The sequence below is a fragment of the Luteibacter aegosomatissinici genome (assembly GCF_023078495.1).
GTDB lineage: Bacteria > Pseudomonadota > Gammaproteobacteria > Xanthomonadales > Rhodanobacteraceae > Luteibacter > Luteibacter aegosomatissinici.
In genome coordinates, this window is the sequence record NZ_CP095742.1 from 2,460,627 (window position 1) to 2,487,197 (window position 26,571).

General features: G+C 64.8%; 13 protein-coding genes. 10 read left to right on the forward strand and 3 right to left on the reverse strand.

The annotated features are described in order from the left end of the window. Positions 1-9: 9 nt before the first annotated feature. Together L2Y97_RS11045 and L2Y97_RS11050 are read right to left on the reverse strand one after the other, a co-directional pair. The gene (locus L2Y97_RS11045) at positions 10-10,914 is read right to left on the reverse strand and encodes an autotransporter-associated beta strand repeat-containing protein (RefSeq protein ID WP_247436599.1); all 10,905 of its coding nucleotides are present in this window, start codon (positions 10,912-10,914) and stop codon (positions 10-12) included. Between the two features lie 325 nt (positions 10,915-11,239). Next, positions 11,240-11,725: a DUF302 domain-containing protein gene (locus tag L2Y97_RS11050; RefSeq protein WP_247436602.1), complete on the reverse strand. Its 486-nt coding sequence runs from the start codon at positions 11,723-11,725 to the stop codon at positions 11,240-11,242. A gap of 191 nt (positions 11,726-11,916) precedes the next feature. Here L2Y97_RS11050 and L2Y97_RS11055 point away from each other — a divergent pair, with 191 nt between their 5' ends. From L2Y97_RS11055 to L2Y97_RS11095, 8 genes are all read left to right on the forward strand, one after another. Next, on the forward strand, positions 11,917-13,782 hold the full coding sequence (locus L2Y97_RS11055) for a beta-ketoacyl-[acyl-carrier-protein] synthase family protein (protein WP_247436604.1): 1,866 nt from the start codon (positions 11,917-11,919) through the stop codon (positions 13,780-13,782). Between the two features lie 624 nt (positions 13,783-14,406). Next, a complete protein-coding gene (pilV, locus tag L2Y97_RS11060; protein ID WP_247436606.1) occupies positions 14,407-14,952 on the forward strand; it encodes a type IV pilus modification protein PilV in 546 nt (181 codons plus the stop codon). Then, a complete protein-coding gene (locus tag L2Y97_RS11065) occupies positions 14,949-16,274 on the forward strand; it encodes a PilW family protein (RefSeq protein ID WP_247436608.1) in 1,326 nt (441 codons plus the stop codon). Before pilV ends, L2Y97_RS11065 begins: the two co-directional genes overlap by 4 nt. Then, entirely contained in the window at positions 16,271-16,858 is a 588-nt protein-coding gene (locus L2Y97_RS11070) for a pilus assembly PilX family protein (RefSeq protein WP_247436610.1), read from the forward strand. The genes L2Y97_RS11065 and L2Y97_RS11070 overlap by 4 nt, the downstream gene beginning before the upstream one ends. A gap of 11 nt (positions 16,859-16,869) precedes the next feature. After that, entirely contained in the window at positions 16,870-20,667 is a 3,798-nt protein-coding gene (locus L2Y97_RS11075; protein ID WP_247436612.1) for a pilus assembly protein, read from the forward strand. A 1-nt stretch (position 20,668) separates the two neighbouring features. Further along, positions 20,669-21,106 carry a type IV pilin protein gene (locus L2Y97_RS11085; protein ID WP_256452093.1) on the forward strand — a complete coding sequence of 146 codons (438 nt, stop codon included), beginning with the start codon at positions 20,669-20,671 and terminating at the stop codon, positions 21,104-21,106. Beyond that, complete coding sequence (locus L2Y97_RS11090; RefSeq protein ID WP_247436613.1) at positions 21,103-21,699, forward strand: GspH/FimT family pseudopilin; 597 nt, start codon at positions 21,103-21,105, stop codon at positions 21,697-21,699. The genes L2Y97_RS11085 and L2Y97_RS11090 overlap by 4 nt, the downstream gene beginning before the upstream one ends. Positions 21,700-21,745: 46 nt before the next feature. Then, positions 21,746-22,144, forward strand: a complete 399-nt coding sequence (locus tag L2Y97_RS11095; protein ID WP_247436615.1) for a VOC family protein — start codon at positions 21,746-21,748, stop codon at positions 22,142-22,144. Between the two features lie 3 nt (positions 22,145-22,147). On the opposite strand, the gene L2Y97_RS11100 is transcribed toward L2Y97_RS11095, so the two are convergent. Continuing rightward, a complete protein-coding gene (locus L2Y97_RS11100) occupies positions 22,148-22,510 on the reverse strand; it encodes a DUF488 domain-containing protein (RefSeq protein WP_247436617.1) in 363 nt (120 codons plus the stop codon). Between the two features lie 57 nt (positions 22,511-22,567). Here L2Y97_RS11100 and L2Y97_RS11105 point away from each other — a divergent pair, with 57 nt between their 5' ends. Then, positions 22,568-23,410, forward strand: coding sequence for a class I SAM-dependent methyltransferase (locus L2Y97_RS11105; protein ID WP_247436619.1), 843 nt, complete (start codon positions 22,568-22,570; stop codon positions 23,408-23,410). 84 nt (positions 23,411-23,494) lie between these two features. Next, entirely contained in the window at positions 23,495-26,560 is a 3,066-nt protein-coding gene (locus L2Y97_RS11110) for a discoidin domain-containing protein (protein WP_247436622.1), read from the forward strand. Positions 26,561-26,571 lie beyond the last annotated feature (11 nt).

Here is a 26,571-nt window from a genome sequence, read left to right on the forward strand (position 1 = left end):
GGCCTGCGATTACCAGCGCATGCGGAAACCCACGGTGCCGCTGACGCCGTGCGAGTTGCTACCGTCAGAGATGCCGGTCTGCCCCTGCACTTCGCCGTACACCGAGTAACGGCCGCCCGCCCAATCCAGCGCGCCACCGACACCCAGGCCACCCCACCAGCGCTCGTTGCGGGTACCGACATCCGTGCCGGCCACGCTGGCGACGGCCTGGTCCTTGAAGTGGTTGTAGACGTTGGCGATGGCGTACAGATGGGTGGTGACCGCTCCTGCGGCGCCCTGGCGGGTGCGCAGGTAATCCACGGTCACGCCACCTCGCGCGATGCCCGCTTTCCCATCAGCCTGGGAAACGCGGGTATCGAACGCATCGTTGAAGCCATCGAACGCCGTGCGCCCGTAACTGACCTGGGCCTGCGGGGTAATCGTCCACGCATCGGAGAGCCAGAAGCGCTTGCCGGCCTCCACACCGAATGCGTAGCCCGTCGCCTTGTTGTTGTCGGCCAGCACGCGGGCGAGCTCGTTCGAGTGCAGGTCGGAATCGAAACGCATCCAGTGGACCTGGCCATCAACGTAGAAGTCGTTATCGCCATACCAGGTAAGCGCACCGCCGACGCCGTACGAGTGGGTGTTGATGCTGCCATCGCCATAGGCCGAACGCACGCTCGTGCTTTCGTGTCCGTACTGCAGGGACAGGCTACCGACCAACTTGCCATCACCACCCTGGGCAAGCACCGCATCGGCGCCCACTTCGGATTTCGCGCCCGACAGATCATAGTTCGTGCCGCTGGTGCTGTTTGCCGGCTTGATGGTCTGGTCCGCACCCTGCACACGCAGCCAGAGGCCTTCACCCGGCTGCATGGCATCGCGGCTCTGTTCGTCGGCCCATTGGCGGTTGCCGGTGCGCTGGAACAGCGTGTCGAGTGTATTGGCCTGCGCGAGCATACCCGCGTATGCCTCGTACACCGGCACGCCAGGCTGGTACAACGGCCCATTGCCCGGATCCCCGGCAGGATCCCCTGCGTCGCCATTCGTCAGCGCCGAGCGCAGGTACCAGTCACCGTCGGCTGTATCCGTAGCGCCCTTGTACAGGCGGTACGCGTACGCACCGGCAACCACGGCCTGGTCACCCTGGAATACGTAGTCACCCTTCAGCGTGAACGTACCCGCCGAGTTGCCCTTCACATCGATCAACTTGATGCCCTGGCTGGTCTGCGCACCTGCGCCACCCACGTTGGCCACCAGTACCTGCGTGTTACCGGAGGTGTTTCCGCCGACCACCAGCGTATCCGTGGCCGAGCTGTCGCCGCCCAGCGCCGTGTTGAACTTCAGCGTACCGCCCTGCCCCGCATAGTCACCAGTCACGCTGAGCGTGGTACCCGGTGTGCCACCGAACGCGACGGTACCGGCGTTCACCAGTGACGCAAGCTGCTGCGCGTGGCCGCCAAGGTCAAGCACGCCTGCCTGCTGCACGCTAAACCCAGATGCACCGTTGAATGCGTTGACCGCCGTGGCCGCCAACGTGCCATCTGCCACGGTCGTTGCGCCGGCGTAGGTGGCGCCGCCACCCACCGCAAGCGTGCCCGCCCCGGTTTTGGTCAGGCTGCCGGTGCCCTGCATGCCACCGCTCAACGTGAGCGTCGTATCGGCATCCGTCTCGATCGTGGCGTCCCCGCCCAGGCCTACCACGCGCTGGCTGCTGAAGCTCGCGGTCGTCCGCAGCGTGGCATCGTCGATGGAAAGGCTGCCCAGCGCGTTACCGAGGTTGGCATCGCGCGACACCTGCAGCGTACCCCCATGCACATCGGTGCCACCGGTGTAGACGTTGGTGCCACCGAGTACCAGGGTGCCCAGGTCATCCTTCACCAGCAGGCCCGCGCCATTGATCGCTGCATCGATGGTCGCGGTCATGGACGCACCGGCTGCACTGCCATCGCCGACGCGAATGGATGTGGCACCGCCCGTAAGCGCGAGGTCACCGCCTGTCACCGTATAGCCATCCGCCACGAACTGCAGGCCCGAGGCGCTGACCGGTCCGTTCGCGTTATCAATAGTCACCGTGCCGCCGGTGCCCCCGAAGATCGCGAATGCGCCCTCGCTGTACGGCGCGTTGATCGCACCATCGGCTTCGGTCCAGTGATCGTTGTCGCTCAACCGCCATACGCCGCTGCCGCCGGTGATCGCCCCGTCGTTAGCATGGCCCGGGCCATCCCAGAAGTTAAGGGTCAGCCCGTTGCTGTTGACCAGGTTCACCTGGTGATCGATGGAGGTCTGCACGAAATTGTCGGCCGCAGGCATGGTGCCGAGCTGCAGTCCGTTGTCGGTGAGCCCGTCGTCGTACGTGAAGAGACGATAGACGCCGGCGCCAAACGCGCCGCCGGCCGTCGTGGTGACATTGAGCGTGCCACCGAGCGTCAGATTACCGTGGACCACGGTCAGGTCGTTCAGCGCGCCACCAGGCGTACCCGCCTGGCCCAGCTGGTAATCCAGCATGCTGTTGGCACCTAGCGCGAGGCTGCCGTTGATCGTCAGCGTGCCAGCAGAGCCCGCGATCGGGCCCGGGCTAAGGGTGCCACCGTCGTCGACGGTCACATCGCCGCCGAGGGTGCCAGCGCCGCCCAGCACGGCACCTGCCTGCACCGTGGTGGTGCCCGTGGCCAGGCTCGCATCACCGTTGATCAGCAACGTGCCGGCCTGCACGGTCGTCGGGCCGCTGTAGCGGTTGCTGCCTGTGAGCACCGTGGTACCGCTACCACGCTGCGCCACCGCACCCGTGCCCGAGATGAGCCCGTCGAAGGTGACATCGTCAGAACGATCGAAGGCCAGCGTGCCGTCGTTCGCCACATCGCCGACGATGGAGCCGCTTGTACCGCCCTCGCCCAGCTGCAACGTACCTCCGGTAATGCTGGTGTTCCCCGTATAAGTGTTTGCGCCCGTTAGCACCAGCGTGCCCAGGTCCGACTTGGTCAGCCCGTTCGTACCGGTGAGCTGCGACGCGATCGTCGCCGTCATCGTGGCGCCGTCGGTGGTGCCGTCTCCAACGCGGATCACCGGCGATGAACCCGTCAGCGCGATGCTGTCGCCTTCCACGCGGTAACCATCGGTGGCGAACTGCATGCCAGCGGTGTTGATCGCACCCAGGCTGGCATCCACGGTGACGGTACCCGGTGCAGCCGCGAAGATAGCGAAACTGCTGTCCTGGAACGGCGCGTTGATACTGCCATCCAGCAGCGTCCAGTTATCGTTGCCGCTGGCGTTCTGCCACACGCCATCGCCACCGCTCACTACGCCATCGCCGCGATTGCCATTGCCATCCCACATATTGACCGGCAGGCCGTTGGTGTTCACCAGGTTCACCTGCTGGGCCACCGAGGTCTGCAGGAAATAGTTCGGCGAGGGTACCGAGCCGATCGCCAGGCCGTTGTCGGTGAGGCTGCCGTTATACCCAATGATCCGGTAGATGCCCGGATCAAACGTGCCACCCGACGATACCGAGACATTCAGGACACCATCGAGGGTGAGATCGCCATTGACCTTGGTCAGGTCGTTGAGTGGCCCACCCACCACGTTGGCCTGCCCCAGGTCGACGTTGAGGTTCGACGCGCCGTTGAGGGTCAGGTCGCCGCGGATCGATAACGTGCCCGGTGCGCTGCCGACATCGCCGGCATTCAGCGTGCCGTTGTCAGCGATAACGACATCCCCGCCGATCGTGCCTTTGCCGCCCAGCGTGCCACCGGCATCGACCGTGGTAGACCCCGTGGCCAGGGACTGGTCGCCATTGACGAACAAGGCCCCGCCGCGGACCGCCGTCGAGCCCGCATAGCGGTTCGCCCCTGTCAGGATGGTGATGCCTGCGCCGCGCTGCTCCACCGAGCCCGCACCCGAGATCAGCCCGGCAAGCGTCAAGGTGTTGCTGCGGTTGAAGACAAGCGTGCCGTTATCGACGATATCGCCAGCGACAGAGCCCGTCGTGCCGCCGTTGCCCAGCTGAAGCACGCCCGAGCCGAGCACGGTGCCGCCGGTGTAATTGTTCTCTGCCGTAAGAATGAGCGCGCCATTGCCGGCCTTGGCCAAGCTGCCAGCGCCACTAATCGTCCCAGCCAGGCTCAGGTCGCCGAGCGTATCGAAGGTACCGCCGCCCGCGCCCAGGCTGACGCCTCGTGCGGAAGCGAAGGTGGCGCTGTTCTGCAACGTGCCGCCATCCAGCGTCAGCGCGCCTGCGGTATTGCCAAGGTTCGCATCGGCAGCGACGGCGACAGTGCCACCGTCGATCACGGTGCCGCCGGCATAGCTGTTGTTACCGGCAAGCGTCAGCGTGCCGCTACCCGTCTTGGTGAGTGTACCGGCGCCATCCACGACGCCAGTGAGGCCAAGGTCGGCGAGCGTATCCAGCGTGGCGCCACCCTGGTTGACCGTGACGGCACGCGCGCTGGTCATGGTTCCGGTGGTGCGCAGCGTGGCGCCGTCGATCGACAGGTTGCCCGCGGCGTCGCCGAGGTTCGCATCGCCCGATATCGAGAGCGTGCCGGCATTCACGGCCGTGCCGCCGGTGTACGTATTGGCGCCCGAGAGCACGAGGGTGCCCAGGTCCTCCTTCTCCAAGCCACCGGTACCGGCGAGGGTTGCATCGATGTTCGCCGTCATGGCCGCACCTGCCGCCGTGCCATCACCCACGCGGAACACCGAAGGACCACCGGTGAGCGTGATCGCATCACCGTTGATGCGATAGCCATCCACCGCGAACTGCATGCCCGCGCTGGTAACGTTACCGAGGGTGTTGTCGACCGTCACGGTGCCCGGCGCACCCATGAAGATCGCGAACTCACCATCGGTATACGGGGCGTTATAGGCGCCCGTCTGGTCCGCCCAGTTGTCGTTGCCGCTGCTGTCCTGCCAGGTGCCGCTGCCACCATCGATCGTGTGGTTCGCGTGACCGGCCGGGCCGTCCCAGAAGTTCAGCGTGAGCCCCGAGCCGTTGAGCAAGTTGACCTGGTGGGCGACCGAGGTCTGTACCTGGTACGAACCGGAAGGCGTTGTCCCGAGCGCAAGGCCCTGGTCATTGAGCGTGCCGTCGTAGCTGATGATCCGGTACAGGCCAGGACCGAAGCTGCCACCCGGCGTCGCCGCTACGTTGAGCGTGCCATCCAGCGCGAGGTTGCCATGCACGACAGTCAGGTCGTTCAGCGAGCCACCCACCACATCGGCCTGGCCAAACTGATAGTTGAGCGCCGCGCCGTTGGCTACTGAGAGGCTGCCGTTGATCGTCAGCGTACCCGCCGCGCCACTGTCACCCGGAGCAAGGCTGCCGCCAGTCGCGACGACAACATCACCGCCGAGCACACCCGTGCCACCCAGCGTACCGCCAGTCTGTACCGTGGCGGTTCCGGTCGCACCGGCCTGGTTGCCGTCAATAAGCAAGGTGCCGGCTTCAACGCTCGTTGCACCCTTGTAGTTATTGGCCCCGGTGAGCTTGGTCGTGCCGCTGCCGCGCTGGGTCACGCCACCCGTGCCCGATACAAGCCCGGCGAAGCCGTAGGCATCGGAGCGGTTGAACGCCAGCGTGCCGTTATCCAGCACATCGCCCACGATGGAGCCGCTTGCGCCGCCGTTGCCGAGCTGCAGCGTACCGCCCGTGATGCTCGTGCCACCCGTGTAGGTGTTGGTGGCCGTAAGCAGCGTGGTACCCGTACCCTTCTGCAGCACATTGCCCGCGCCGGAAATCGTGCCCGCCAGATTCAGCGCATCCGAACGGTTGAACGCAAGCGTGCCAGCCGCGACGATCACGCTCGGGCTGGCGATCGAGCCGGTCGTACCGCCATTGCCGATCTGGAGGGTGCCGCCGTTGATGACCGTGTTGCCGGTATAGGTGTTGTTACCCGTGAGCAGCCACGTACCGGCATCGTTCTTGGCCAGGGTCGTCACGCCGCCGGGGCCATTGATGATGGAGCCACCCATGGTGTTGTTGCCGGTGTTGTTGCCGCCCAGGCCAAGGGTGCGGTCACCGCTGCCCGCGTACGCGGCTGAACCCGTGTTGCTGAACACGATCGCGCCAGTACCCGAGGATTCGATCACGCTCGAGCCAGTGGATAGCGTGAACAAACGGTCCGTCGTATCTCCCGCGCCGGTGTAGCGAAGGGTTGCGCCGCTTCCGATCACCAGGTTGGCGGCTGCGTTGGTCGATGCACCGATACTGCTCGCCTGCCCGCCATTGGTCAGCTTATCCACGCCCAGCACACCGCCGACGATCGTCGTGGCACCTGTGTAGGTGCTGGCCGGATTGCGCAGGATCCACGTGCCGATGCCGGTCTTGCGCAGTGAGGTCTTGCCGGTGCCGTTATCCGCAAGGTTCGCGGCCAGGCTGTTATCCGCCGTACTGGCACCCGTTAGCGTTACCGTTTGCGCGGTATTTTGGGTGGCGAAGGCCACGGCGCCGGTATTGGTGAACTGGATGGCGCCCGTGCCCTCCGCGCCCAGCGCGCTGCTCGCCGAGGCGCCCAGCGTGAACAGGCGGTCGGTGCTGTCGCCCGTACCCAGGTACTGCAGCGTGCCACCATTGAGCACGATGTTGGCGGCGGCACTGCTGGCCGCGCCCAGCGAGCTGGCCACGCCGCCATTGGCCAATGACTGCACGGACAGCGTACCGGCATTCACCGTCGTGGTGCCCACATAGGTACTAGCCGTGCCGGCGAGGTACTGCACGCTGCCGGTGGTCTTGACGATATTGCCGTTACCGGTGATGGCGCCGGAGTACATACCCACGCCCGCCGACGATGCGCCATTGGTGGTGAGCGTGGCGCCGCCCAGGGAAATGTTCCCGCCCGTCGTGCCGCCGCCGGTGACGACGGCAACCGCCGTGTCGAATCCGTTCATATCCAGTGCCGCGCCGGCGACATCATCGAACCGCAATGCACCGGTACTCAATGCATTGACTACATTGGCGCGCAGCGTGCCGCCACGCACATAGGTGCCGCCCGAATACGTGTTCGCGCCGGACAGGACGAGCGTACCCTGCCCCAGCTTCTGGAATTGTCCCGTACCCGTAATCAGGCCGCCGATGCCGAGTGTCGTCGAGGCGTTGCTGACGTTGATCCCGCCAGCGGCCGTGATCTGCATACCGCGATCGATGGCAACATCTGTACCGGTGTAAACGATGGTTCCGCTCTGCAGCAGCACGTTGGACGAGGCGCTGGACGATGCACCCAGGCCACTGGCCTGGCCGCCGTTCGCCAGGCAATCGGTGGTGAGGGAGGCACTCGCCAGGGTTGTCACACCGGTGTACGTATTGCCGCAGCCGCTCATCGTCTGCGTATGCGCGGAAATCAGCACGCCACCCGTGCCGCTGATCGCGCCCGAGAACGTGCCGTTGCCGTTGCTCTGCAGGGTGCCCGAGCCCAGCGTGACGTTGCCCGATCCGTTCAGGCCCGCAACCCACACATTGAAATCGGCAAGGTCGAGCGTCGCGCCCGGGTTGACCGTCATCGTACCGGCGCCCGCGCCGGTCGCGCTGCCGCCAAAGGCCTGGCTGGATCCTGCGCGCAAGGTACCTGCGAGCACCGTGTTGCCGCCGGTGTAGGTGTTGGCGCCGGAGAGGACCAGCACGCCCGCACCATCCTTATTCAAGCGGCCCGTGCCCACGATCGTGCCGCTATCGGTCAGCGTCGTTGCTGCGTCATCCACCGCGACCACGCCATTGCCGCCTGCCAGGGTGAAGCCGCGATCCGTCGAGGCCGTGGCGCCGGTGTACTCCAGGCCGCCACCGCCCTGCAGCACCAGGCTGGCGGCATTGCTGCTGCCCGCGCCAATGCCGCTTGCCTGCCCGCCGTCCGCCAGCGTGCCGGTGGCGACCAGGCCCGCCGTGACGACCACCGGGCCGACAAAATCGTTCGCGCCATTCGCGAGGGTCAGCGTGCCGGTGCCGGTCTTGGTGAAGCCGGCATCGTCGGGGCTCGTCACCTGGCCAGCGAACGTCAGGTTGGTGGTGCCATCCACCTGGATCGTACGCGCGGGGCCGCCGTTCACCAGGGTGAAGCCGCGATCGGTGCTTGCCGTGGCACCGGTGTAACGCAACGTGCCGTTCTCCAGGACCAGGTTTGCCGCATCGGCGGTGGACGCACCCAGCGCGCTAGCTGCGCCCCCATTGGCCACACTGTTGAAGGCCAGCGTGCCGCCACTTACCGTCGTGCCACCCGTGTAGGTGTTGTTGCCGGTCAGGGCCACCGTGCCGGTCCCGCTGCCACCCGCCGCGAACGAGGTGGCACCGCCGTTGTCGACGATCGACGAGGCGATGGTGAACGTGCCGGTGCTGTTCTGCAGGACGCCGAGGGGGCTGCCGCCTGCGCCGCCCGTCATGGATCCGCCCTGGATCTTCTGGCTCGCCGCCCCGGCGCTGGGGGCGACGATGATGCTGCCATCCACACCCAGCGTATTACCGGTGCCCACGGTGACCGTGGAGTTCGCGGCCGCGGTGTATTTCAGGCCACCCAGGGCAACATTACCATTGACGGTGTTGGTATAAGGCGTGTTCGCCGCGCCGCCCTCGTCGCTGACGATATCCCCGCTGAGCCACTGGCTCGCATCATCCTTGTTCGCGTAGTTGGTGAACGCGCCGATGACGCCGCCGGTCACCTGCGCATAGTCGGTACCGTTGACCGTCGCCCAGCCACCAAGCACGCCATCGGCGTGCGTCGTGCCGAGTGTGGCGCCGGTGTTGTACGCGAAATCAATAAGGCCGCCGGTGCGGTTGATACCACCCAGGGCGACGTTAAGCGTCCCACCCGAGCCCGCGGTCGCACTGATGCGGTTGCTGCCGGCATTGATGTTCAACGCGCTGAATGCCTGTGCATTCGCGCCGGCACGTCCCTTCAGCGATAACGTGCCACCGTTGAGATTAAGGGCCGATGCCGCGTTGATGATGTTGCTGGCCGGCGCACCGGCCACGGTGAAATCGAGCGCAAGAGTACCGCCGCCGATCGTCGTGGCGCCGGTATAGGTATTCGCACCACTCAGCGTGGCGGTGCTAGCGCCGAGCTTGGTCACGCCGCCCGTACCCGTGATCACCCCGCTATAGGCCGATGTACCCGTGGATGATTTGAGTGTGAGCGTGCCGCTGCCGAGCGCCACGGTACCACCCGCGCCGGCGAGCGACGGGGCCGTGATGGATTGGTTGTTGAGGTCCAGCGTACCGCCATCCACCTGGAGACCGCTGGTGCCGGCAAAGGCCTGATCCGTGCCCGCCACGAGCGTGCCCGCCGTCACGGTGGTCTTGCCGGTGTACGTGTTTGCACCGCCGAGCACCCACGTGCCCGCACCGTTCATGGTGACGTTGCCGACCCCGCTGATGATGCCGGAGAACGTATTGGCACCCGTGTACGAACCACCCAGCGAGACCGTATCGGTACCGCCCGCCACGAACGCCGCGTTGCCCGAAAGCGACATCCCACCCGTCGTGCTGTTGTTGTTGAGCGCGCTCGTACCATCGAACGTCCAGGCGCGGTTGCTGCTTGCCGCACCGCCGGTGTAGCTGAGGGTGCCGTTGATCAGGGCGACGACGGCACCCGATGCGGTACCCGTACCGAAGGAGCTGGCCGTACCGGTATCGGCAAGTGTGTTGGCCGCCACCGTGATCGTATTGATCTGCGTCGAACCGGTATACGTGTTGGCGCCGGTCACGCTGATCGTGCGGCCGGCACTCCCCGAGTAAGCGAATACCCGGTCCGACGCGCTGCTGAGCACGCCGCTCAGATCGATGTCGGCGTTTACCGCCTGGAAACCCATGGCGAGTACCCACTGGTTCACCGCTGCGATATCGCCCGTGAGGTGCAAGGTGCCCGTGCCCGTGTTCCGTAGTGTCGTGCCACCGCTGGACGTATTCTGGAATTGCCACGCGCGGTTCGATGTATCGCCGCTGCCGCTATAGGTCACGGTGCCGCCCAGGCCGCCGCCGGCCTGCACGACGATCATGCCGGTCGTGGGATCGGTGGGCGCGCCCAGTGAGCTCGCAAGGCCGAGGTTTGCGATGGACGTGAAGCCGTAACCGCCACCACCCCCGATAAACGCCGTGCGCCCCGTGTAATCGTTGGCGGCGTTGCTCATGATCACGCCGCTGACAGCAACGATGCCGGCCGTACCCGTGTAGCGCGCCGAACCGACGATGCCGCGGAGCGTGACATCGCCCGTGCCGGTGGTGGTCACCGTACGTGTTGCCGCGAGGGCGCTGGTGGTCGCACTCAGGGCAGTGCCACTGGCCATGGTGATGCCATTGCTGGCCGCACCCAATGCCGAATCACCCGTCACGACCAGGCCGGCTGACTGCACATTGATGCCGCCGCTGAAAGTATTGGCGCCGCCAAGAGTCAATGAGCCGCTACCCGTCTTCGTGAGCCCAGCGGTGCCGGCGATCACGGAGTTGATCGTCGCGTTGCCTGTGGCCACGTTGACTGTCGGTGTGGCGCCGGCCAGGGTGAGCGTGCCGCCGTCCAGTTCGTACCCGGTGGTGGAGAATGTGAGGGCTTGCGCTGTGATCCCACCGCTCAGCGTGACGGTGCCCGCCGTGCCCGCGAAGACGGCGTTATCGAGCGCCGCGTTATTCCATTTGACGAAGGGCCCGGCCACGCCATCACTAGCGCTGTTGAAGAAGGCCGTGCTGGTGTCCCAGGTGCCGGTGCCACCACTGCCCGCGGAACCGCCGTTGACGTCCCAGTAGCGATCGGCGGACGACGCCACGGGCGCGTGCATGCCTGCCAGGGCGGCGAGCACGGCCAGGGCGAGCAGTCGCCCGCTGGCGGCGCCGCGAAGGCCAGGCCGCTGGTCGGTGAGCGCCGCGGAACGGCCATGACCCTTGCCATGCTGGCCAGCGAATTCAGACGCTACCACCCACGCGCCCACGGCCGTGGACCACACGATGCGGAATACCCGGTTCATCACTTTCCCCTGTCAACACGCGCACGAGCCAAACGCGGGGCAGCATCAAGCCGCCCCCAATCAGGCAGTCGCATGGTCTTCAAAAGCGCTCAAGGCGCCGCTACGGAAGGTGGCGCGCTGCGAATCTAAATCGATTCAAATGCTTGCGAAATAAAAAGGCTTCACGCGCATTCCCGCGACACCCCATGTCGCCGGCGTGTCCTAGGAATTTCACGTCGGTGACTGGATGGTAAACAACTCCGTAGAACTACCTAGCCTCTTAGGGGTGTGCAATTTCGGCGTTGCAACAAAAATGTGAGCCACTCCACATTTTCGCGACGATTGATCAGATCGTGCTATCGCCAGCCGCCTGCTTTATGAGCGACGTCATGAAATCAGCAAGTTTCCCCACCGTCTCATGGTCCTTCACGCCGTAGGCGTCGGCAGTGCGCCGGATGTCGTGATAGCTGATCCAGGTGCGACCCTGCCCGTCCTGCCAGATGGCGATGCGCAACGGGAGGTCGAGCGCCATCGCCTGCTGGTCCTGCATCAACTTCGTGCCCACCTTCGGATTGCCGAACACCAGTACAACGGTCGGTCGTAGCGGCATGCCCGCTTCACTGGCATTGGCGGCATGATCAAACGTGGCGAACACGGGCACGCCCAGCTTCGCGAGGGCGGCTGTTGCCCGGGCCTGGGTGCTCGCGACGTCCGAGGTGCTTTCCTTCACCATGAGGTCGGCGGGACCGCTGGGGAGCTGGCCCGCGGATGCGCCGGGGCCGATCGCCATGGCTGCGGCCGCCACGGTAACGAGGAAACCTGCCTTGATCATGCCACTCTCCATAAGGATGCCGTGCGGATGGGCGTCAAGCGTGCCATTCCTGCCATATGGGCCGCCATCATCAATAAGGGTGTATCGCGGGCCCTGGCGGGCATTTTTCGCCCGGCGGTATGACAGGCGCCTTTTACCGGGCCGAGTCCGCCTATAATTAACGTTTGGTCTGTCCGGATAATCACGCACCTATGTTGAGAAGCGACCAAGTCCTCGTCACTGTCGGCACCGCCTGCACCATCTCGGCCGTGGGTTCGACGGAAACCTACCAGGCGCTGGTAGCCCAGTCCGAGGAATTCCTCCCGCTGGCCGCCTTCGACGCCGGCCTGGTCGAGCTCGACCCGGAGGCGCCCAGCGCCGCCGATGGCATGCGTTGGGCCCAGGGCGAACAGGCGGGCCAGCCGGTGTCGCTGGATGAACTCAAGCGGCTGCACGGCGCCGAATTGCGCGCCCAGTCGGGCATCCGCCACGTGCCGGGCGTTCGCGACCTCGCGCCGCGCGTCGTCACCGATATCGCCGCGCCGCTGCCGCACGACCTGGAAACCGTGGGCCTGCGCCGGCTGGCCGGCCTGCGTTACGAGGACATCCGCGGTTCTGGCCTGAAGGAAATGCACGGCCTGTTCCAGAACGATCCGCTACTGAGCCCTTCGCTGCAGGCGCAGCTGTTCGCCTACGGCGCACTGGGCGCGCTGGCCGGCCTGCCCCGCCCGCTTTCCGAGCTGGTGCCGAACCCCCTTTCCTTCCGTGTCGCCTCCGCCACGGCGTTCGGTGGCAACGAGGCACTGGGCCAGTGGTTGCGCCCTGATGCGCCCCTGCCGGAAGGTGGCTTCCCCAAGGATACGTTCGCGGTACGCCTGGCGCATTCACTGGGCTCGCACGGACCGGCCCTGGTGTCGACCATGCTCGCCCCATCCTTCAGCATCAGCCGGGTGCTCAAGAACCCGGAACTGCGCGAGCAGCTGAAGTCCGAGGAAGTGGGCTTCACCCGCGTGCCGCAGGCACCGGCCACGGCCGTGGGCGCGTGCGCCTCCAGCCTGATCGCACTGGCGGATATCGCCCCGCAGCTGCTGTTCGATTACCCGGGCTTCCAGCGCCCGCAGGTCGTGCTGCTGACAGCGGCCGATGCCGCGCTCCAGCCCCGTTACGGCATCCTCGAGGCGTTTGGCGGCGGCGCCCTGATGACCGGCGAGAAGCTGGCCGCCAAGAACGCCGCCCATGGCGACGGTTCCGAGCGCACGGTGCACGACGCCCTGGCGCCCTTCGATATCGATGCCGACGGCACGGTAGTCGGTCATGGTGGCTCCGGCCTGCTGGTAACCACGCTGGATTTCGCCCTGCGTAACCAGCTCGACATCACCTCGATCATCGTCGGCTGGGGCCAGAGTGGCGAAGCCGGCGGTAAGGCACACTTCGCCGGCGTGGGCTTCGGCGGCGAGAACGCCCTTGTGCAGGCGCTGGACATGGCCTACCAGGCCCATGGCTTCGGCGTGGACGATTTCCAGTACCTGGCGGCCCACGCCACCGGTACCCGCACCAACTCCAAAACCGACCTGGGCACCGCCCTGGCCGGCCTGCGTGGCGCTGCCCTGCGCCAGGGCCGCGAAGGCGAACTGCCGAAGCTCTTCGTCGGTACGCCGAAGGCCGTCGGCGATGGCCACACCATGGGCGAGACCGGCCTAAAGGCGCTTTCCCAGGCGGTGCAGTTCGTACTGGGCCGCACGGCACCGGGCGTACCGACGCTGCGCCGGCTGGATCCGGACCTGGCCGAAGTGGCAGGTCACTTCCACCTGCAGGCCGAGCCGTCACCGGGCAATGCCGACGGCGGCGCCATCTGCGCCACGCAGGGATTTGGCGGCTACAACGGCGCGGTAGCGCTGCGCTCGGCCAACGCCGAAACACTGAAGCGCTATGCAGCGGATCCGGCCGTGCTTGAGGCGTACCTCGCCGCGTGGCCCACGATCCGCGCCGAGCGCGAGAAGCGCGAGCGCGTGGCGCGCCGCAGCCCGAAGCTTGCCCTCGCCATGGCCGAGCGGCATCGCTGGGCAGGCCTCGAATAACGCCGACCACGCCAAGCAATGCAGCAAGCCACGAATGGCGCCCGTAACACGGCGCCATTTTTTTTGGCTCGCCGCGAACCCCTGTGTGGCGCCTGAATGTGCGACGCCCCGCTGACGATGCCTCATTCATCGCAAGGGCGAGCTTCTGCGGCGCAGGCCACGCGAAATGCAGCACCAGCCGCGAGAACGGCACTCGTGCGCAAGAACACGACGTTCCAGTGAAAAACATCTAGCGCCTCTCATTGTGAATCTTCATGTCGCAACAACTATCGACGTGGACCCGTCAACGCACTACGCGGCGTAATCGTTGCATCAACCCAATGTGAAGAGATTGCGAATCACGTTTGTGATGCGTTGATCACATTCACGGAGCTAACGTTGTCGCGCGACGCACGGAATGCCGTAATTGCAGCATTCGCACGTAGTCCGTGCAGGATGATGTGATGGGCCGATCGATACCATGCGTTCGCCGCCTGGGTATTCATCGGGGGCGCTGTGACGAGAGTAAACAAAAATTCATCCGGCGCAGGCGGGCGACAAAGTGTCGCGGAAGGTGGTCTTTACCTTGCGCGTGCAAACACAATGCACGCGCGTCTTGGTCTGCTACACATTGCAAGGGGTCGTATGTCATCACCAGGGCGAGCCAGGGGCGCCTCCCTGATCGAGGTTCTTGTCGCAGTACTGGTGTTTGGTGTCGGTATTGTCGGTCTCGCAGGTCTTCTCATTATTTCGTTCCGCTCGAATCAGGTGGGTTACCTGCGTACGCAAGCGGAATTTATCGCGATGAGCATGGCCGATCGCATGCGGGCCAATCCGCTGGCTGTATGGGCTGGAAATTACGACTCGACCACGTACCCGCTCACGATAACGCAGGATTGCACGAAGGCGGCGGCGTGCACGCCGGCGCAGCTGGCAAAGCGTGACCAGTCGCAATGGAGCTCGCAACTCAATACGTTTCTGCCCAACCCAAGCGCATCGATCGCCTGCACCAAGGGCGCGACCGCAGATGCCACACAATTGCAAATGCGCCCTCCGTATGCGGGCAACTGCGTAATGAAAATCAGCTGGATAGAGCGCGCCGCAACCGATAACGCGACCAACGCCGCCTCCTCGAGCGCCAACAACGGCACGGTAGTGACGCGCACGTATGCATGGAACTTCCAGCCATGATCAAACTACCCAACCTGCCATTTCGCTCCGTACGGGGCGTGTCGCTCATCGAACTGATGGTGGCGATCACGCTGGGCATCCTCGTCGCCCTTGGCATCGTCAATATCTTCAACACCACATCGAGCAGCAGCCTGGTCCAGGCGCAACTGGCGAGACTTCAGGAAGGCGGCCGGTTTGCGATGACGGCCCTGACCAATGATCTGCGCATGGCCAATGCGCAATATTGTTCGAACATGGGTGGCCAGTCAGCAGCCCTCTCCAATGGTGCGATGACGCTTGACCGCTACCTTCGGTCGCCAAAGGTCATCGTGTCGGGCGCCACGCTGCAATCGGCACTCCAGGACGTGACCACGACCTGGGGCACCAAGAGTGGATCCAACACGTACCCGGCTTCGCCCACGGCACCATTCATCCTGCCAGCCTGGTATGCCATGCGCGGCTACGACTGCACCGCCACGGCGTGTACACCGGTGGACCCCGCGCCAGGCTCTGGCACGAACGTCATTCCCGCACAAGGGACCGCGACAGGCAACCGCGTCGTCGGCAGCGACGTGTTGACGCTTCGCTACCTGGATGGCACGCGCGGATGGACACTGGATGGCACGAGCAGCAAGATGACGGTCGCGTCTCAGGTCGTCAGCAGCCTGACCATCGTTCCGAAAACGGGCGAGCCGCTGCTGACGGATATCAAGTCGGGCGACCTCATGCTGCTCACCGACTGTAATGCGGGCCAGGTCTTCAGCGCCAAGGTGTCGGGTGGATCGATCACGCCGGATTCGAACTACGTAAGCGTCTCGCAGCCCACGGGTGTGTCGCCGCGCCTTTTCGACTTTAACCGCGATTACCAGACGATCACCTACTACCTCCAGGTCGTTGACGACAACGACGGGAACAAGACGGGTGCGCTGATGCGCCGGCAGAACGGCGTAAGCTCGGAGGTGATCCGCGGGGTGGAGCGCCTGGATTTCCTCTACGGCGTCATGGATGCCACGGGCAACACCAGCTTCCGCAGCGCGACCGATATCGACAGCGCCACCAGCTGCGCATCCTCCAGCCCCAGCGTGCTTGGCACAGACCCCGGCTGCCTCTGGCGCTCAGTGCAGAGCGTGGAGGTGCACCTGCTCATGGATGGGCAGAAACCACTGTATGCCCTGAGTACCGGTGATCTTCAGTACCAGTATTACGGTGACGCCGCGATCACTGGGCTGGCATCACCCGACGACACCAACCGCGCCGTGAAGCCGAGCCAGCAGGGGTTCGATAACCACATGCTCCGCCGTGAGTTCACCACGCTAGTGGCTGTAAGGAATTACAACCCATGAAAAAGGAGCGCGGAGCTGTCCTCGTTTTAGCGTTGATCTTCCTGCTGTTGCTGACGATTGTCGCCATCACGAGTTCGAGTCGGTCGCTCATCCAGGAGCGCCTGGCAGGCGCCCTGCGCAATTCACAGCAGGCAGAATGGTCGGCAGAAAATGCGTTGCGCGGTGTTGAGTGGCGAATATTCACGGGTGACACGACACTGGGGTGCTACAACTCGAGCAACCCAGCGACGGTAAGCGCCAAGGTCACCACCTTCCGCAACGCCTCGACGTGGGTGACAGATGGCGCCGCCGAGTACAAGGGTGCAGGGGTCGCGATCGATTACACGGCCACCACGACCGATACCAGCATGGCCAGTGCGACGCTGGCCGCCAACCCCTGGTACATCGTCGAACTGCTAGGCCAGGACCGTGCGCCGCCCAACACGACGGGCGCGCAAGCGGAAGCCGGCTCGGGCGGCAGCACGACGGCGCGCTTTTACCTCTACCGGATCACGGCGCGCGCCACGGGGGGCAGCCCCAACACCATTCGCGTGGTCGAATCGACGTTCGTCACGCCCAACCTGTTCACGTGCACGCTGAGCTGAAGGAACCCGACATGCCTCGCCTTTCCTTCCCCTGGCGCGCCGCCCTTTCATTCCTGGCAACGGTACTCGTCGGCTCGGCCGCGCAGGCCACCACGGTGACGCTCAGCAAAACGCCGCCGGGTGTCACATCCAAGGTCGCGCCCAACATCGTGGTGACGTTCGATGACTCCGGCTCGATGAACTCGACATCGATCCCGGATGAGATGGACGGCTTCTACGACAAGAAGTATTACTACTCGGCGAAGGGCAACCCGATCTACTTCGACCCGACCATTACGTACGTGGTGCCGCCGGATGCCCTTGGCCAGCCCCTGGGAACCCCCTCGTTCACCGCCGCGTGGCGCGATGGCTATTGCGCGAACACACTAAACAAGAAGTGCTGGGCCCCCTCGAGCAATTCGAACAAGGGTGCCTATCTTGATCCGGTCACGATTGACCTTAGTTCGACGTTCAGCACCAACTTCCTGGTGAATATCCAGGCAGGTAATTCGCCCTGCCCCCGTGATGCCAATGAGCCGGGCTGGTATACCACCACAACCTCGGGAAGAAACACGACGGTGACCTGCCCGGCGCTGGAGATTCCGACCGCGGTGCGCGGCTCAACGAAATCGGGCAACAAGACGACATACGACACTGGCGCCTTCTACTATGTGTGCACGGCCGCCGCGGACGAAAGCACCTGCACTTACCACCTGGTCGCCAACGAATCCGCTGCAATCCAGGCGAATTTCGCCATCTGGTATAGCTACTATCGCACGCGCAATTTCAACGCCCGCGCCGCGATCGGACGCGTGTTCAGTGCCCTGAGCGACAACGCGGTTCGCGTCGGCTGGCAGACGCTTCAGGCACAGACGGCAAGCGCCAACTACAACACGAATGCCAATGCGTACGCGGGTCTGAGCTATGGCCCGCTCGCGACCGCCAGCAAGATCCTCGAGCTCGTGAACGGCACGAGCTGCACAGCGACCAGCACGACCGATACGTGCTGGCGAAGCCAGTTCATGAACTGGATTTATGGCGTGCCCGCCAGCGGTGGCACCCCCACCCGCGTCGCGACCATCCAGGCCGGTGAGTTCTACAAGCGCACGCTCAGTACGACGACACCCACCGCGCAGGATCCTTATTGGAACGGCAATTCCAGCCCGGCCGGCGAGATTGCCTGCCGCAAGAATTTCCACATGCTGGTGACCGACGGTTACTGGAATGGCGATACCGTCAAATCACTTTCGCCCTCGGATGACGACGCACTAACCCTGCCGGATAACACGTCCTATTCCGTCTCTGACCCCAACTCGGCCATTTACTGGAACCAGTCCGGCACCACGGATCCGTCGCTTGCGGACATTGCCTTCGCCTACTGGGCGACGGACCTTCGTCCCGACCTGACCAACAACGTCCCGGCGTACTGGCCGGATATCAGCACCGGCGTCACCTCAGGCAAGGCCACGGTCGATTCCGCCAAACCAGGCAACACGCCCGAGGTTTACTTCAACCCGGCGAACGACCCGGCCACCTGGCAGCACATGTCGCAGTACATGGTGACCATGGGCATCTCCGGCACCCTGGCATATAGCGGCGACTACACTGCATTGCGCAAGGGCACCAAGCAGTGGCCCACGCCACTGACCGGCGGCGGCGCCGTCAATATCGATGACACGTGGCACGCCGCGGTCAACAGTCGTGGCGGCTATTTCAGCGCAGCCGATCCCACGTCCCTGGTCACCAGCCTCAGCAGCATCCTCTCGTCAGTGATCGCGAGCAGCTCCACCTCACTCACACTGAGTCTTAGCACGAACGTACTTACGGCAAACGCGGTGGCGTACTACGCGGGCTACAACACCACGACCTGGGGCGGCGAGCTGAAAGCCATGAGCGTAGGCCTCACTGGCGTGGTAGGCGCCCAGCTGTGGACGACGCTGACCACGCTGGACGGGCGCGACCTCAACGCGCGTCCACGCCTTATCGCAACCAGCACCGGTCCAGGCACCGGCACGGGAGTGGTATTTGCCTGGGATAACCTGAGCCTGGGCGAGAAGGCCATCATGAACTCGACCGATGGCACGGGTTCAATCGCGACCACCGATACACTCGGCTCCCAGCGCGTGACCTGGCTGACCGGCTCAAAGACGGGCGAAGGCAGCACGTTCCGCACGCGCGGGTCCATTCTCGGTGCGATCTTCGGCTCGCAGCCGGCCTACGTCTCCACACCCAATGGCAACTACAGCGACAGCTTCCCGTCGAACTCACCCGAAGCGGCCGCGGTCAGCACGAACAGCTACGCGTCATTCCTGACCACGTGGGCCAGCCGGCCGGCCATGGTTTACGTCGGCGCGAACGACGGTATGCTGCACGCCTTCGATGCCCGCCTGGCCTCGGATACCGCGGCCAGCCCGGGTAACGAGCAATGGGCCTACGTGCCAGCCAGCGTGTACCCCAACCTGCCCGCGCAGAGCAAGCTGAAGAACTTCACGTTCACGCCGACGGTGGACGGCAGCCCGGTCACCGGCGATGTGTTTTTCAACTCTGCCAATGCCACCAACAACAGCACCAAGGGTTGGCACACGTTGCTGGTTGGCTCGCTGCGTTATGGCGGGCGCGGTGTGTTCGGCATCGATATCACCGACCCGCGTGCCGCCACACTGAACACGGCCACGGCTGTCGCACAGAAGGTGCTTTGGGAATTCAACAGCGACAGCATCTCCACCGCCGGCACCCCAGCCAACCTGGGCTACACGTTCGGCACGCCGGTGATCGCCCGCATCGCGTGGACGAACTCGGACGCCACCGGCACGACCGGCAATACCGTCGGCCGCTGGGTAGTGCTCGTGCCGGGCGGGTACTTTCCCGATGACAGCACAGCTGCCGCGAAGGACAACACCTACAGTTCGCTGTTCATCCTCGATGCGCAGACCGGCACCCTGCTGAAGGAAATCCGCACCCCGACCGGCACCGGAACAACAGCAAGCCATGGCCTGACCACGCCGACGCTGGGTGATTACGACGGCGACCAGGTGGCCGATGTCGCCTTCGCCGGCGACCTGGATGGCAACATGTGGCGCATCGATCTCTCCAACGCCTCGCTGGCCAGCACGAGCAAGTCGCAGGGCGTGAGCTTGCTGTTCAAACCGGCCACGGCGAATACGCAGTCGATCACCACGGCACCGCGCCTGGTCGCCGATCCAAACTCCGCCTATTTCATGGTGGTCTTCGGGACGGGGCGCTTCCTGAGCACGGGTGACACGTCTGACACGACCGTCCAGTCGATCTATGGGGTGCGCGACCCCGGCACGACTGTCACTACGCCCATTGCCGTAGGCTCCCTCGTACAGCAGACCATGTCGGTCGATGCCAGCACGGGGGCGATTGGCGTCACAAGTAACGCAGTGCCCTCGACAAAATCGGGGTGGTACCTGAACCTGAATAATCCGGCAGGTGAGCGCGTGGTGGTAACGCCCGCACTGGACGCCAGCTCGAGCACGGTAACCTTCAGTACGCTCATTCCGACCGCAACCGATCCTTGCACGACATCCAGCTCCGGCTCGGTGCTTGCGCTGGATGCCACGACCGGTGGCGCCGCATACGGCGTCTCCATCGGCACCTCGTCGTATAACATCGGTACGGGTTATACGCTTGCGGGGGCACGGGTCACAGGCGCCGCCACCTCCGGTGCGCTCAGCACAGTTGCCAGCCTCTCCGGCGGCAAGGCGTACAACCCAAGTTCGCCCACCGCCGTCGGCGGCAATACGACGAGCACCGCCATCCCTACCGCGCGCCGCCGGAGCTGGCGCGTGCTGAATAGCGAGAATTGATATGAATGGCATCCGCAGGCCTGCACGCGGCTTCACCCTCATCGAACTGATGATTACCGTGGGTGTCGTGGCCATCCTGGCCGCCATCGCCATCCCCCAGTTCAGCCGCTACGGCTTCCGCGCCAGGCGGGCTGACGGCCAGAAACTGCTCATGGCCATCGCCAACGCGGAGGAGCGCTATTACGCGCAGCAAAACAAGTATGCCGATCTGCAAACCATTGGCTTCTCGACCACTACGACGTCGACCTCGGATAGCGGGTACTACTCCGCATCTGTCGCTGTCACGACGGTTAACACGTTTGCGGCTCAAGGTTTTACCGCTACAGCGACACCCATTCCGGGCAGCGCGCAACAGAAAGATGTCTGTGGCGCCCTGAGCATCACCAACGCCGGGGTGAAATCCCCGCTCAACATCACGACCAATGGGAGTTGCTGGTGAAATCGCGCGGCTTCACCCTGCTGGAAATGCTCGTCGCGATCGTGATCATAGCGATCCTTGTCGCGATCGCGGTTCCGTCATTCCGAACCACCATCCAGAAACACCGGCTACGCAGTGCGGCCGACAACCTGCAGGCAGCGGTCGACTATGCCCGGGCTGAAGCCGTCCTGCGCGCGACTTACGTATCCCTTTGCGCCAGTACCGACGGCGCCACGTGCTCGGGCACCAAAACCTACGAAACCGGCTGGCTGGTATATGCCCACCCCGTGGCCACGACGACGGCGACGGACGTTTACACCACGGACTCGACGAAGGGCATGCTGTTGCTTCGCGCGGGTGGTGCCCTGGATATGGTTTCTGCGCGCGCCCTGGATACAGTCGTGGTGACCTTTGGCCAACAAGGCCAGCTCGAGCCCGTCGCAACGCGCTCGAACGCGACCCAGCCGATGTACTTCGTCCTCTGCGCCGTGACCACGGGCACCGCGCTCCCCGGTCAAAATACGACCGCGGTGCCAGGCTCACGAATCGGCATCAGCGCGTTCGGCGCCTCGGCCGGCACCAAGCTCAATGCAACGGACGCCTGCACCATCTGACTTTGCGCTAAAGTCCGGGCCTGACCCATTGCGCAGGAGAGCCCCGATGATCGACCACACTGCCGCGTACGTCAGCGACTTCGAGCGCAGCAAGGCCTTTTATCAAACGGTGCTGGCCGCCATCGGGTACGAGCTGCTTGCGGTGTTCCCTGCCTCGGTCACGGGCCGCACGGATGTCGCCGGGTTCGGCGAAGGCGGAAAGCCCGACTTCTGGATCTACAAGGGCGAACCGAACCAGCCGCCGGTGCATGTGGCCTTCCGCGTGGATTCGCGCAAGCTGGTGCATGCGTTCCACGAAACGGCACTCGCCGCGGGTGGGCGCGACAATGGGCCACCTGGTCCACGCTCGCACTACCACGAAGGCTACTACGGCGCATTCATCCTCGATCCCGATGGCCACAACATCGAAGCCGTCTTCCATGGCCAGGCCCGGTTGGGCGGCTGATGGTTAACGGCGGCGGTTGAGGAAACGGGCCAACACCACGGCATGGTTGATGGCGTGATCCTTCGCGCCGTAGAGCAGCGTCGTTCGGCCGGCATGTGATGCGGCCCTTACCGCCTTGGCAAACGGATTGGCCCTGAGCTCTGCCAGGTAGCGTTCCGTGAACTCGGCGAAGCGGTCCTCGCGGTGGTCGAACCACGTGCGCAACTCAGGCGTTGGCGCGATCTCTTTCCACCAGTCGTCCAGGGCGGCGCGCTCACGGGACACGCCCCGCGGCCATAGCCGGTCAACGAGTACGCGGCGCCCGTCGGCTGTTGCGGGTGCGTCACGCACCGGCTTGATCGCGAAGGTTTTTTCGACGGCTGGCATGTTCGCTTACCTCCGCGCGGTTATCATGGCGCGCTCAACCATTGATCGGCCCCTCCCTTGTCGCACTACGCCGGCCCACTCCTCACCGAACCGACCGCCCAGCTCTTGCTCGCGGCACGCAAGGCAGCCGCGCCATCGTGGCAAGGCTCGCTCGACCTGGGGCGCACTGAAGGTACCGCAAGCCTGCACGACGATCACTGGACATGGCTTGGCCAGGCCTACCCTTACCCCGGGAAGATCAAAGCGCGCACCATTTACGCCTGGGATGGCGACGGGTTCGAGCCGGTCTCGCGGTTCGCCGGCTCCCTGATCAAACTGGTGCCGACGGAATGGGGTGTGCCGACCTTCGAGATCGACGGCATCAAGATGCTGCCCACATCGAAGGAATCGCCACTGGATGATGCGCGCCGCAAGGTGGCCCTGGTGGAGCCGCGCGGCAAGGTCGTGCTCGATACGTGCGGCGGGCTCGGCTATTTCGCGGCATGCTGCCTGGATGGCGGCGTGGCACGCATCCAGTCATTCGAGAAGAACCCGGATGTGCTCTGGCTGCGAACGATCAACCCGTGGTCGCCCGATCCGGCATCGGTGGCGGCCGCGGGGCGCCTGCACCTCGCGCAAGGTGATGTGTCCGAGCAGATCGACACGATCGCGGATGGCTCGGTGGATGCCATCCTGCATGACCCGCCCCGCTTCGGCATCGCCGGTGAGCTGTACTCGCAGGCGTTCTATCATGAGCTTGCCCGCGTGATTCGCCGGGGTGGCCGCCTGTTTCATTACACCGGCAGCCCGAACAAGCTGACCACGGGGCGCGATGTGCCCTCCGAGGTGGCGGGCCGGCTCGAAAAGGCCGGATTCAACCCGACCCTGGCGCTCGATGGCGTGTTCGCCACGCGGCGGTGACCTGCGTCACGACACGTGCGCCCGCTGGGGCTGTGTTTCATCGCGTTACGTGACTAGGCTGTGAAACCTCCCCGGAGGTATCCCATGCGCTCGACCCTGTGCTTCGCCGTCGCAACCCTGCTTGCGACACCCACGTTCGCCGCCAGCCTGCCGCCCCGCAGTGCGTGGCAAGCGACAAGTTCCTCCCAGCAGGTCCCTGCGCTTGCGCCGGCACACGCCATTGACGGCGACGAGACGACCCGATGGGGCGGCTCCTTCAGCCCAGGGCAGTGGTTCCAGGTAGACCTGGGCAAGGTGTCCAGGGTGGGTGGCGTAAGGATCCACTGGGATAGCGGGTTTGCCGCGTCGTACAGCATCCAGGTGTCGACGGACGGCAAGGCCTTCCACCCGGTCTACACCGTGACCGACTCACCCGGCGGCGTGGAGTACCTCGTCTTCCCCGCCGAAGATGCGCGCTACGTGCGCCTTGCAGCACCCGCCCGCACGGCTGATTGGGGTGTATCGGTCTTCGAGTTCGAGCCGATGTCGGCGGACGACGTGGCGCGGGTCGATGGCCTTGCAGATGCAGCCGACGCGGCAGCGATCTGGTCCGATGGGCATCCGCACGGGGTCGCAGGTAACGGTGGCGAGCGCGTGGTAAGCATCCACCTGCCCCACCCGCTCGATATCGCTGGCATCGAGGTAACCTGGGCCGGCCCGCGCGTCGGCGCGACGTTACAAACAAAGGACGCCAAGGGCCAGTGGGGGGTCGTCGATAGCGACCCGGGCAGCGCTGGCGACACGTCATACCTGGCGGCACCCACACCCTTCCTGGCGAGCGACCTTCGCCTGGTGCTCGCGGCGGGCACCGGCGCACCGACGATCGCGCGGCTGCGCTTCCTTGGGCCGCCACGCGTCATGACCGCCATGAAGCGCTACCAGATCGCCGCATCACGCGAGAACGCGGCACTCTTCCCGTCCTCCCTGCATATGCAACAGGTGTACTGGACGGATGTCGGCGTGCCCGCGGGGCTGCAGAAGGCCATTTTCGATGAATACGGTGATATCGAACCGTTCAAGGGCGGGCCGCTGGTGCAGGCCATCTGGCGCGATGCGGAGGGCAAGGCAGTCGTCGCGGATAACGTGGAGCGCACACATGCGCTGCGTGACCAATGGAAACCCATGCCCTCGGTGGGCTGGCACCCGCAAGCCGGGCTGGCAGTGACCGCGGAAACCATCGCCATCCAGGATGGCGCGCAGCCCGTGATCCTGGTCCGCCACCGCCTGGTCAACCAGGGCACCACACGCATCGACGGCAAGCTGTTCCTTGCCATCCGGCCGATGCAGGTCAACCCTCCCTGGCAGAACGGTGGCCCGTCGCCGATCCACACTATTGCCACGAGTCGCGACAGCGTGCAGGTCAACGGGCGCACGCTGCTTGTTCCGCTGACGCTGCCTGATGCGTTTGGCGCCGCGCCATTCGGCGACCACGGAAGTACCGAAATCACCACAGCCATCGCTGCCGGCAAGCTTCCCGGCATCGCATCCGCGACGGATGCGCAAGGCCTCGCCGCAGGCGGCCTCGCTTACGAGGCTCACCTGGCGCCGCATGAGCACCGCGACATCGTCGTAGCGTTTCCACTTGGTGCCCACCCCGCGAACAGCGACGGCTCGCTACCGGAGCCGCCGCCACTTGATCGCACGCGCGTTACCGCCGGTGCGTTCGACGCGCTCGCAGATGCCGTATCGCGCGAATGGCAGGCGCGCCTTGGCAGCGTCGGCCTCTCCCTTCCCGATGAAACACTGGTCAACATCCTGCGTTCGCAGGCGGCCTACATGCTTGTCAACCAGACTGGGCATGCCATGCAGGCCGGTCCACGCAATTACAACCGCTCGTTCATCCGCGATGGCGCGGCCACCGCATCGATCCTGCTGCGCATGGGCGAGGTAAAAACGGCGCGCGATTATCTCGACTGGTACGCCAGCCACGCGGTACACGAGAACGGCCTGGTTTCGCCGATCCTCAATGCAGATGGCACGGTAAACAAGGGCTTTGGCTCGGATATCGAGTACGACAGCCAGGGGGAATTCATCAACCTGGTCGCCGACGTCGCGCGCTTCGGCGGCGGACCGGAATCCGTCCGCAGTTACCTGCCCAAGGTGCGCGCCGCCATGCACTTCATGCAGGAACTGCGCGAGCGCACCATGGTGCCGGGCTACATGGCCGACCAGCCGGCACCGCAGCGCTTCCACGGCATCATTGCGCCCTCGATCAGTCACGAAGGCTATTCCAGCCCGACGCATAGCTATTGGGACGACTGGTGGGCACTGAAGGGCTGGCACGATGGCGCATGGCTGGCTGATCAATGGGGCGACAAGGAGCTTGCCGCATATGCGCGCACGCAGTACGCCGCCCTGCGCGAATCGGTCGGCGCCTCCATTCGCGCCACCATGGCATGGAAGGGTGTCGACACCATCCCGGCCGCCGCGGACCTGGGCGATGGTGATCCGACCAGCATCTCGATCGCGCTCGACCCTGCGGGCCAGATGGATGTGCTTCCGCACGATGCGCTGGTGACCACGTTCAATCGGTACCTGGCGGATGTGCGCAAGCGCGAGCAGCCCGGTGAGTTGTTTGCCTACACCCCGTACGAGCTGCGCAACGTCCTGACCTACGTCTACCTCGATCGGCCTGCGGATGCGGCTGAGCTGCTCGGCACGATCGTGCGCGACCGGCGCCCGCCCGAGTGGAATATGTGGGCCGAGGTCGTTCATTCGCGCCTACGCCACCCCGGCTACCTGGGCGACATGCCGCACACGTGGATCGGCGCGGAGTACGCCCGCCTGTTATTCGGCATGCTCATGCGTGAGGCCGACGACGGCTTGTACCTGCTGCCAGGTGCGCCGCCAGCGTGGGTAGAAGGCAATGGCCTGAAGGTATCGAAGCTGCCGGTCGCTTATGGCGAGCTCAACATGGCCGCCCGCCGGGAAGGCGGGAAGCTGACCGTTACGCTAGACAAGGGCATCCGCCCGAATACCCCGGTTCGCGTGTTCTGGCCCGGCCGAACCCGGCCGGCCAGCGTAACGATCGACGGTAAGCCCGCGACAACATGGGATGCCGACAGCATCCGCATCGACCACCCCTTCCACACGTTGGAAGCCCAAATATAATTTTCGTTACG

Bases quoted from the DNA above. Each gene is read 5' to 3' on its own strand.
- L2Y97_RS11045 (WP_247436599.1), bottom strand. From the start codon at position 10,914: ATGAACCGGGTATTCCGCATCGTGTGGTCCACGGCCGTGGGCGCGTGG.
- L2Y97_RS11050 (WP_247436602.1), bottom strand. From the start codon at position 11,725: ATGATCAAGGCAGGTTTCCTCGTTACCGTGGCGGCCGCAGCCATGGCG.
- L2Y97_RS11055 (WP_247436604.1), top strand. From the start codon at position 11,917: ATGTTGAGAAGCGACCAAGTCCTCGTCACTGTCGGCACCGCCTGCACC.
- pilV (WP_247436606.1), top strand. From the start codon at position 14,407: ATGTCATCACCAGGGCGAGCCAGGGGCGCCTCCCTGATCGAGGTTCTT.
- L2Y97_RS11065 (WP_247436608.1), top strand. From the start codon at position 14,949: ATGATCAAACTACCCAACCTGCCATTTCGCTCCGTACGGGGCGTGTCG.
- L2Y97_RS11070 (WP_247436610.1), top strand. From the start codon at position 16,271: ATGAAAAAGGAGCGCGGAGCTGTCCTCGTTTTAGCGTTGATCTTCCTG.
- L2Y97_RS11075 (WP_247436612.1), top strand. From the start codon at position 16,870: ATGCCTCGCCTTTCCTTCCCCTGGCGCGCCGCCCTTTCATTCCTGGCA.
- L2Y97_RS11085 (WP_256452093.1), top strand. From the start codon at position 20,669: ATGAATGGCATCCGCAGGCCTGCACGCGGCTTCACCCTCATCGAACTG.
- L2Y97_RS11095 (WP_247436615.1), top strand. From the start codon at position 21,746: ATGATCGACCACACTGCCGCGTACGTCAGCGACTTCGAGCGCAGCAAG.
- L2Y97_RS11100 (WP_247436617.1), bottom strand. From the start codon at position 22,510: ATGCCAGCCGTCGAAAAAACCTTCGCGATCAAGCCGGTGCGTGACGCA.
- L2Y97_RS11110 (WP_247436622.1), top strand. From the start codon at position 23,495: ATGCGCTCGACCCTGTGCTTCGCCGTCGCAACCCTGCTTGCGACACCC.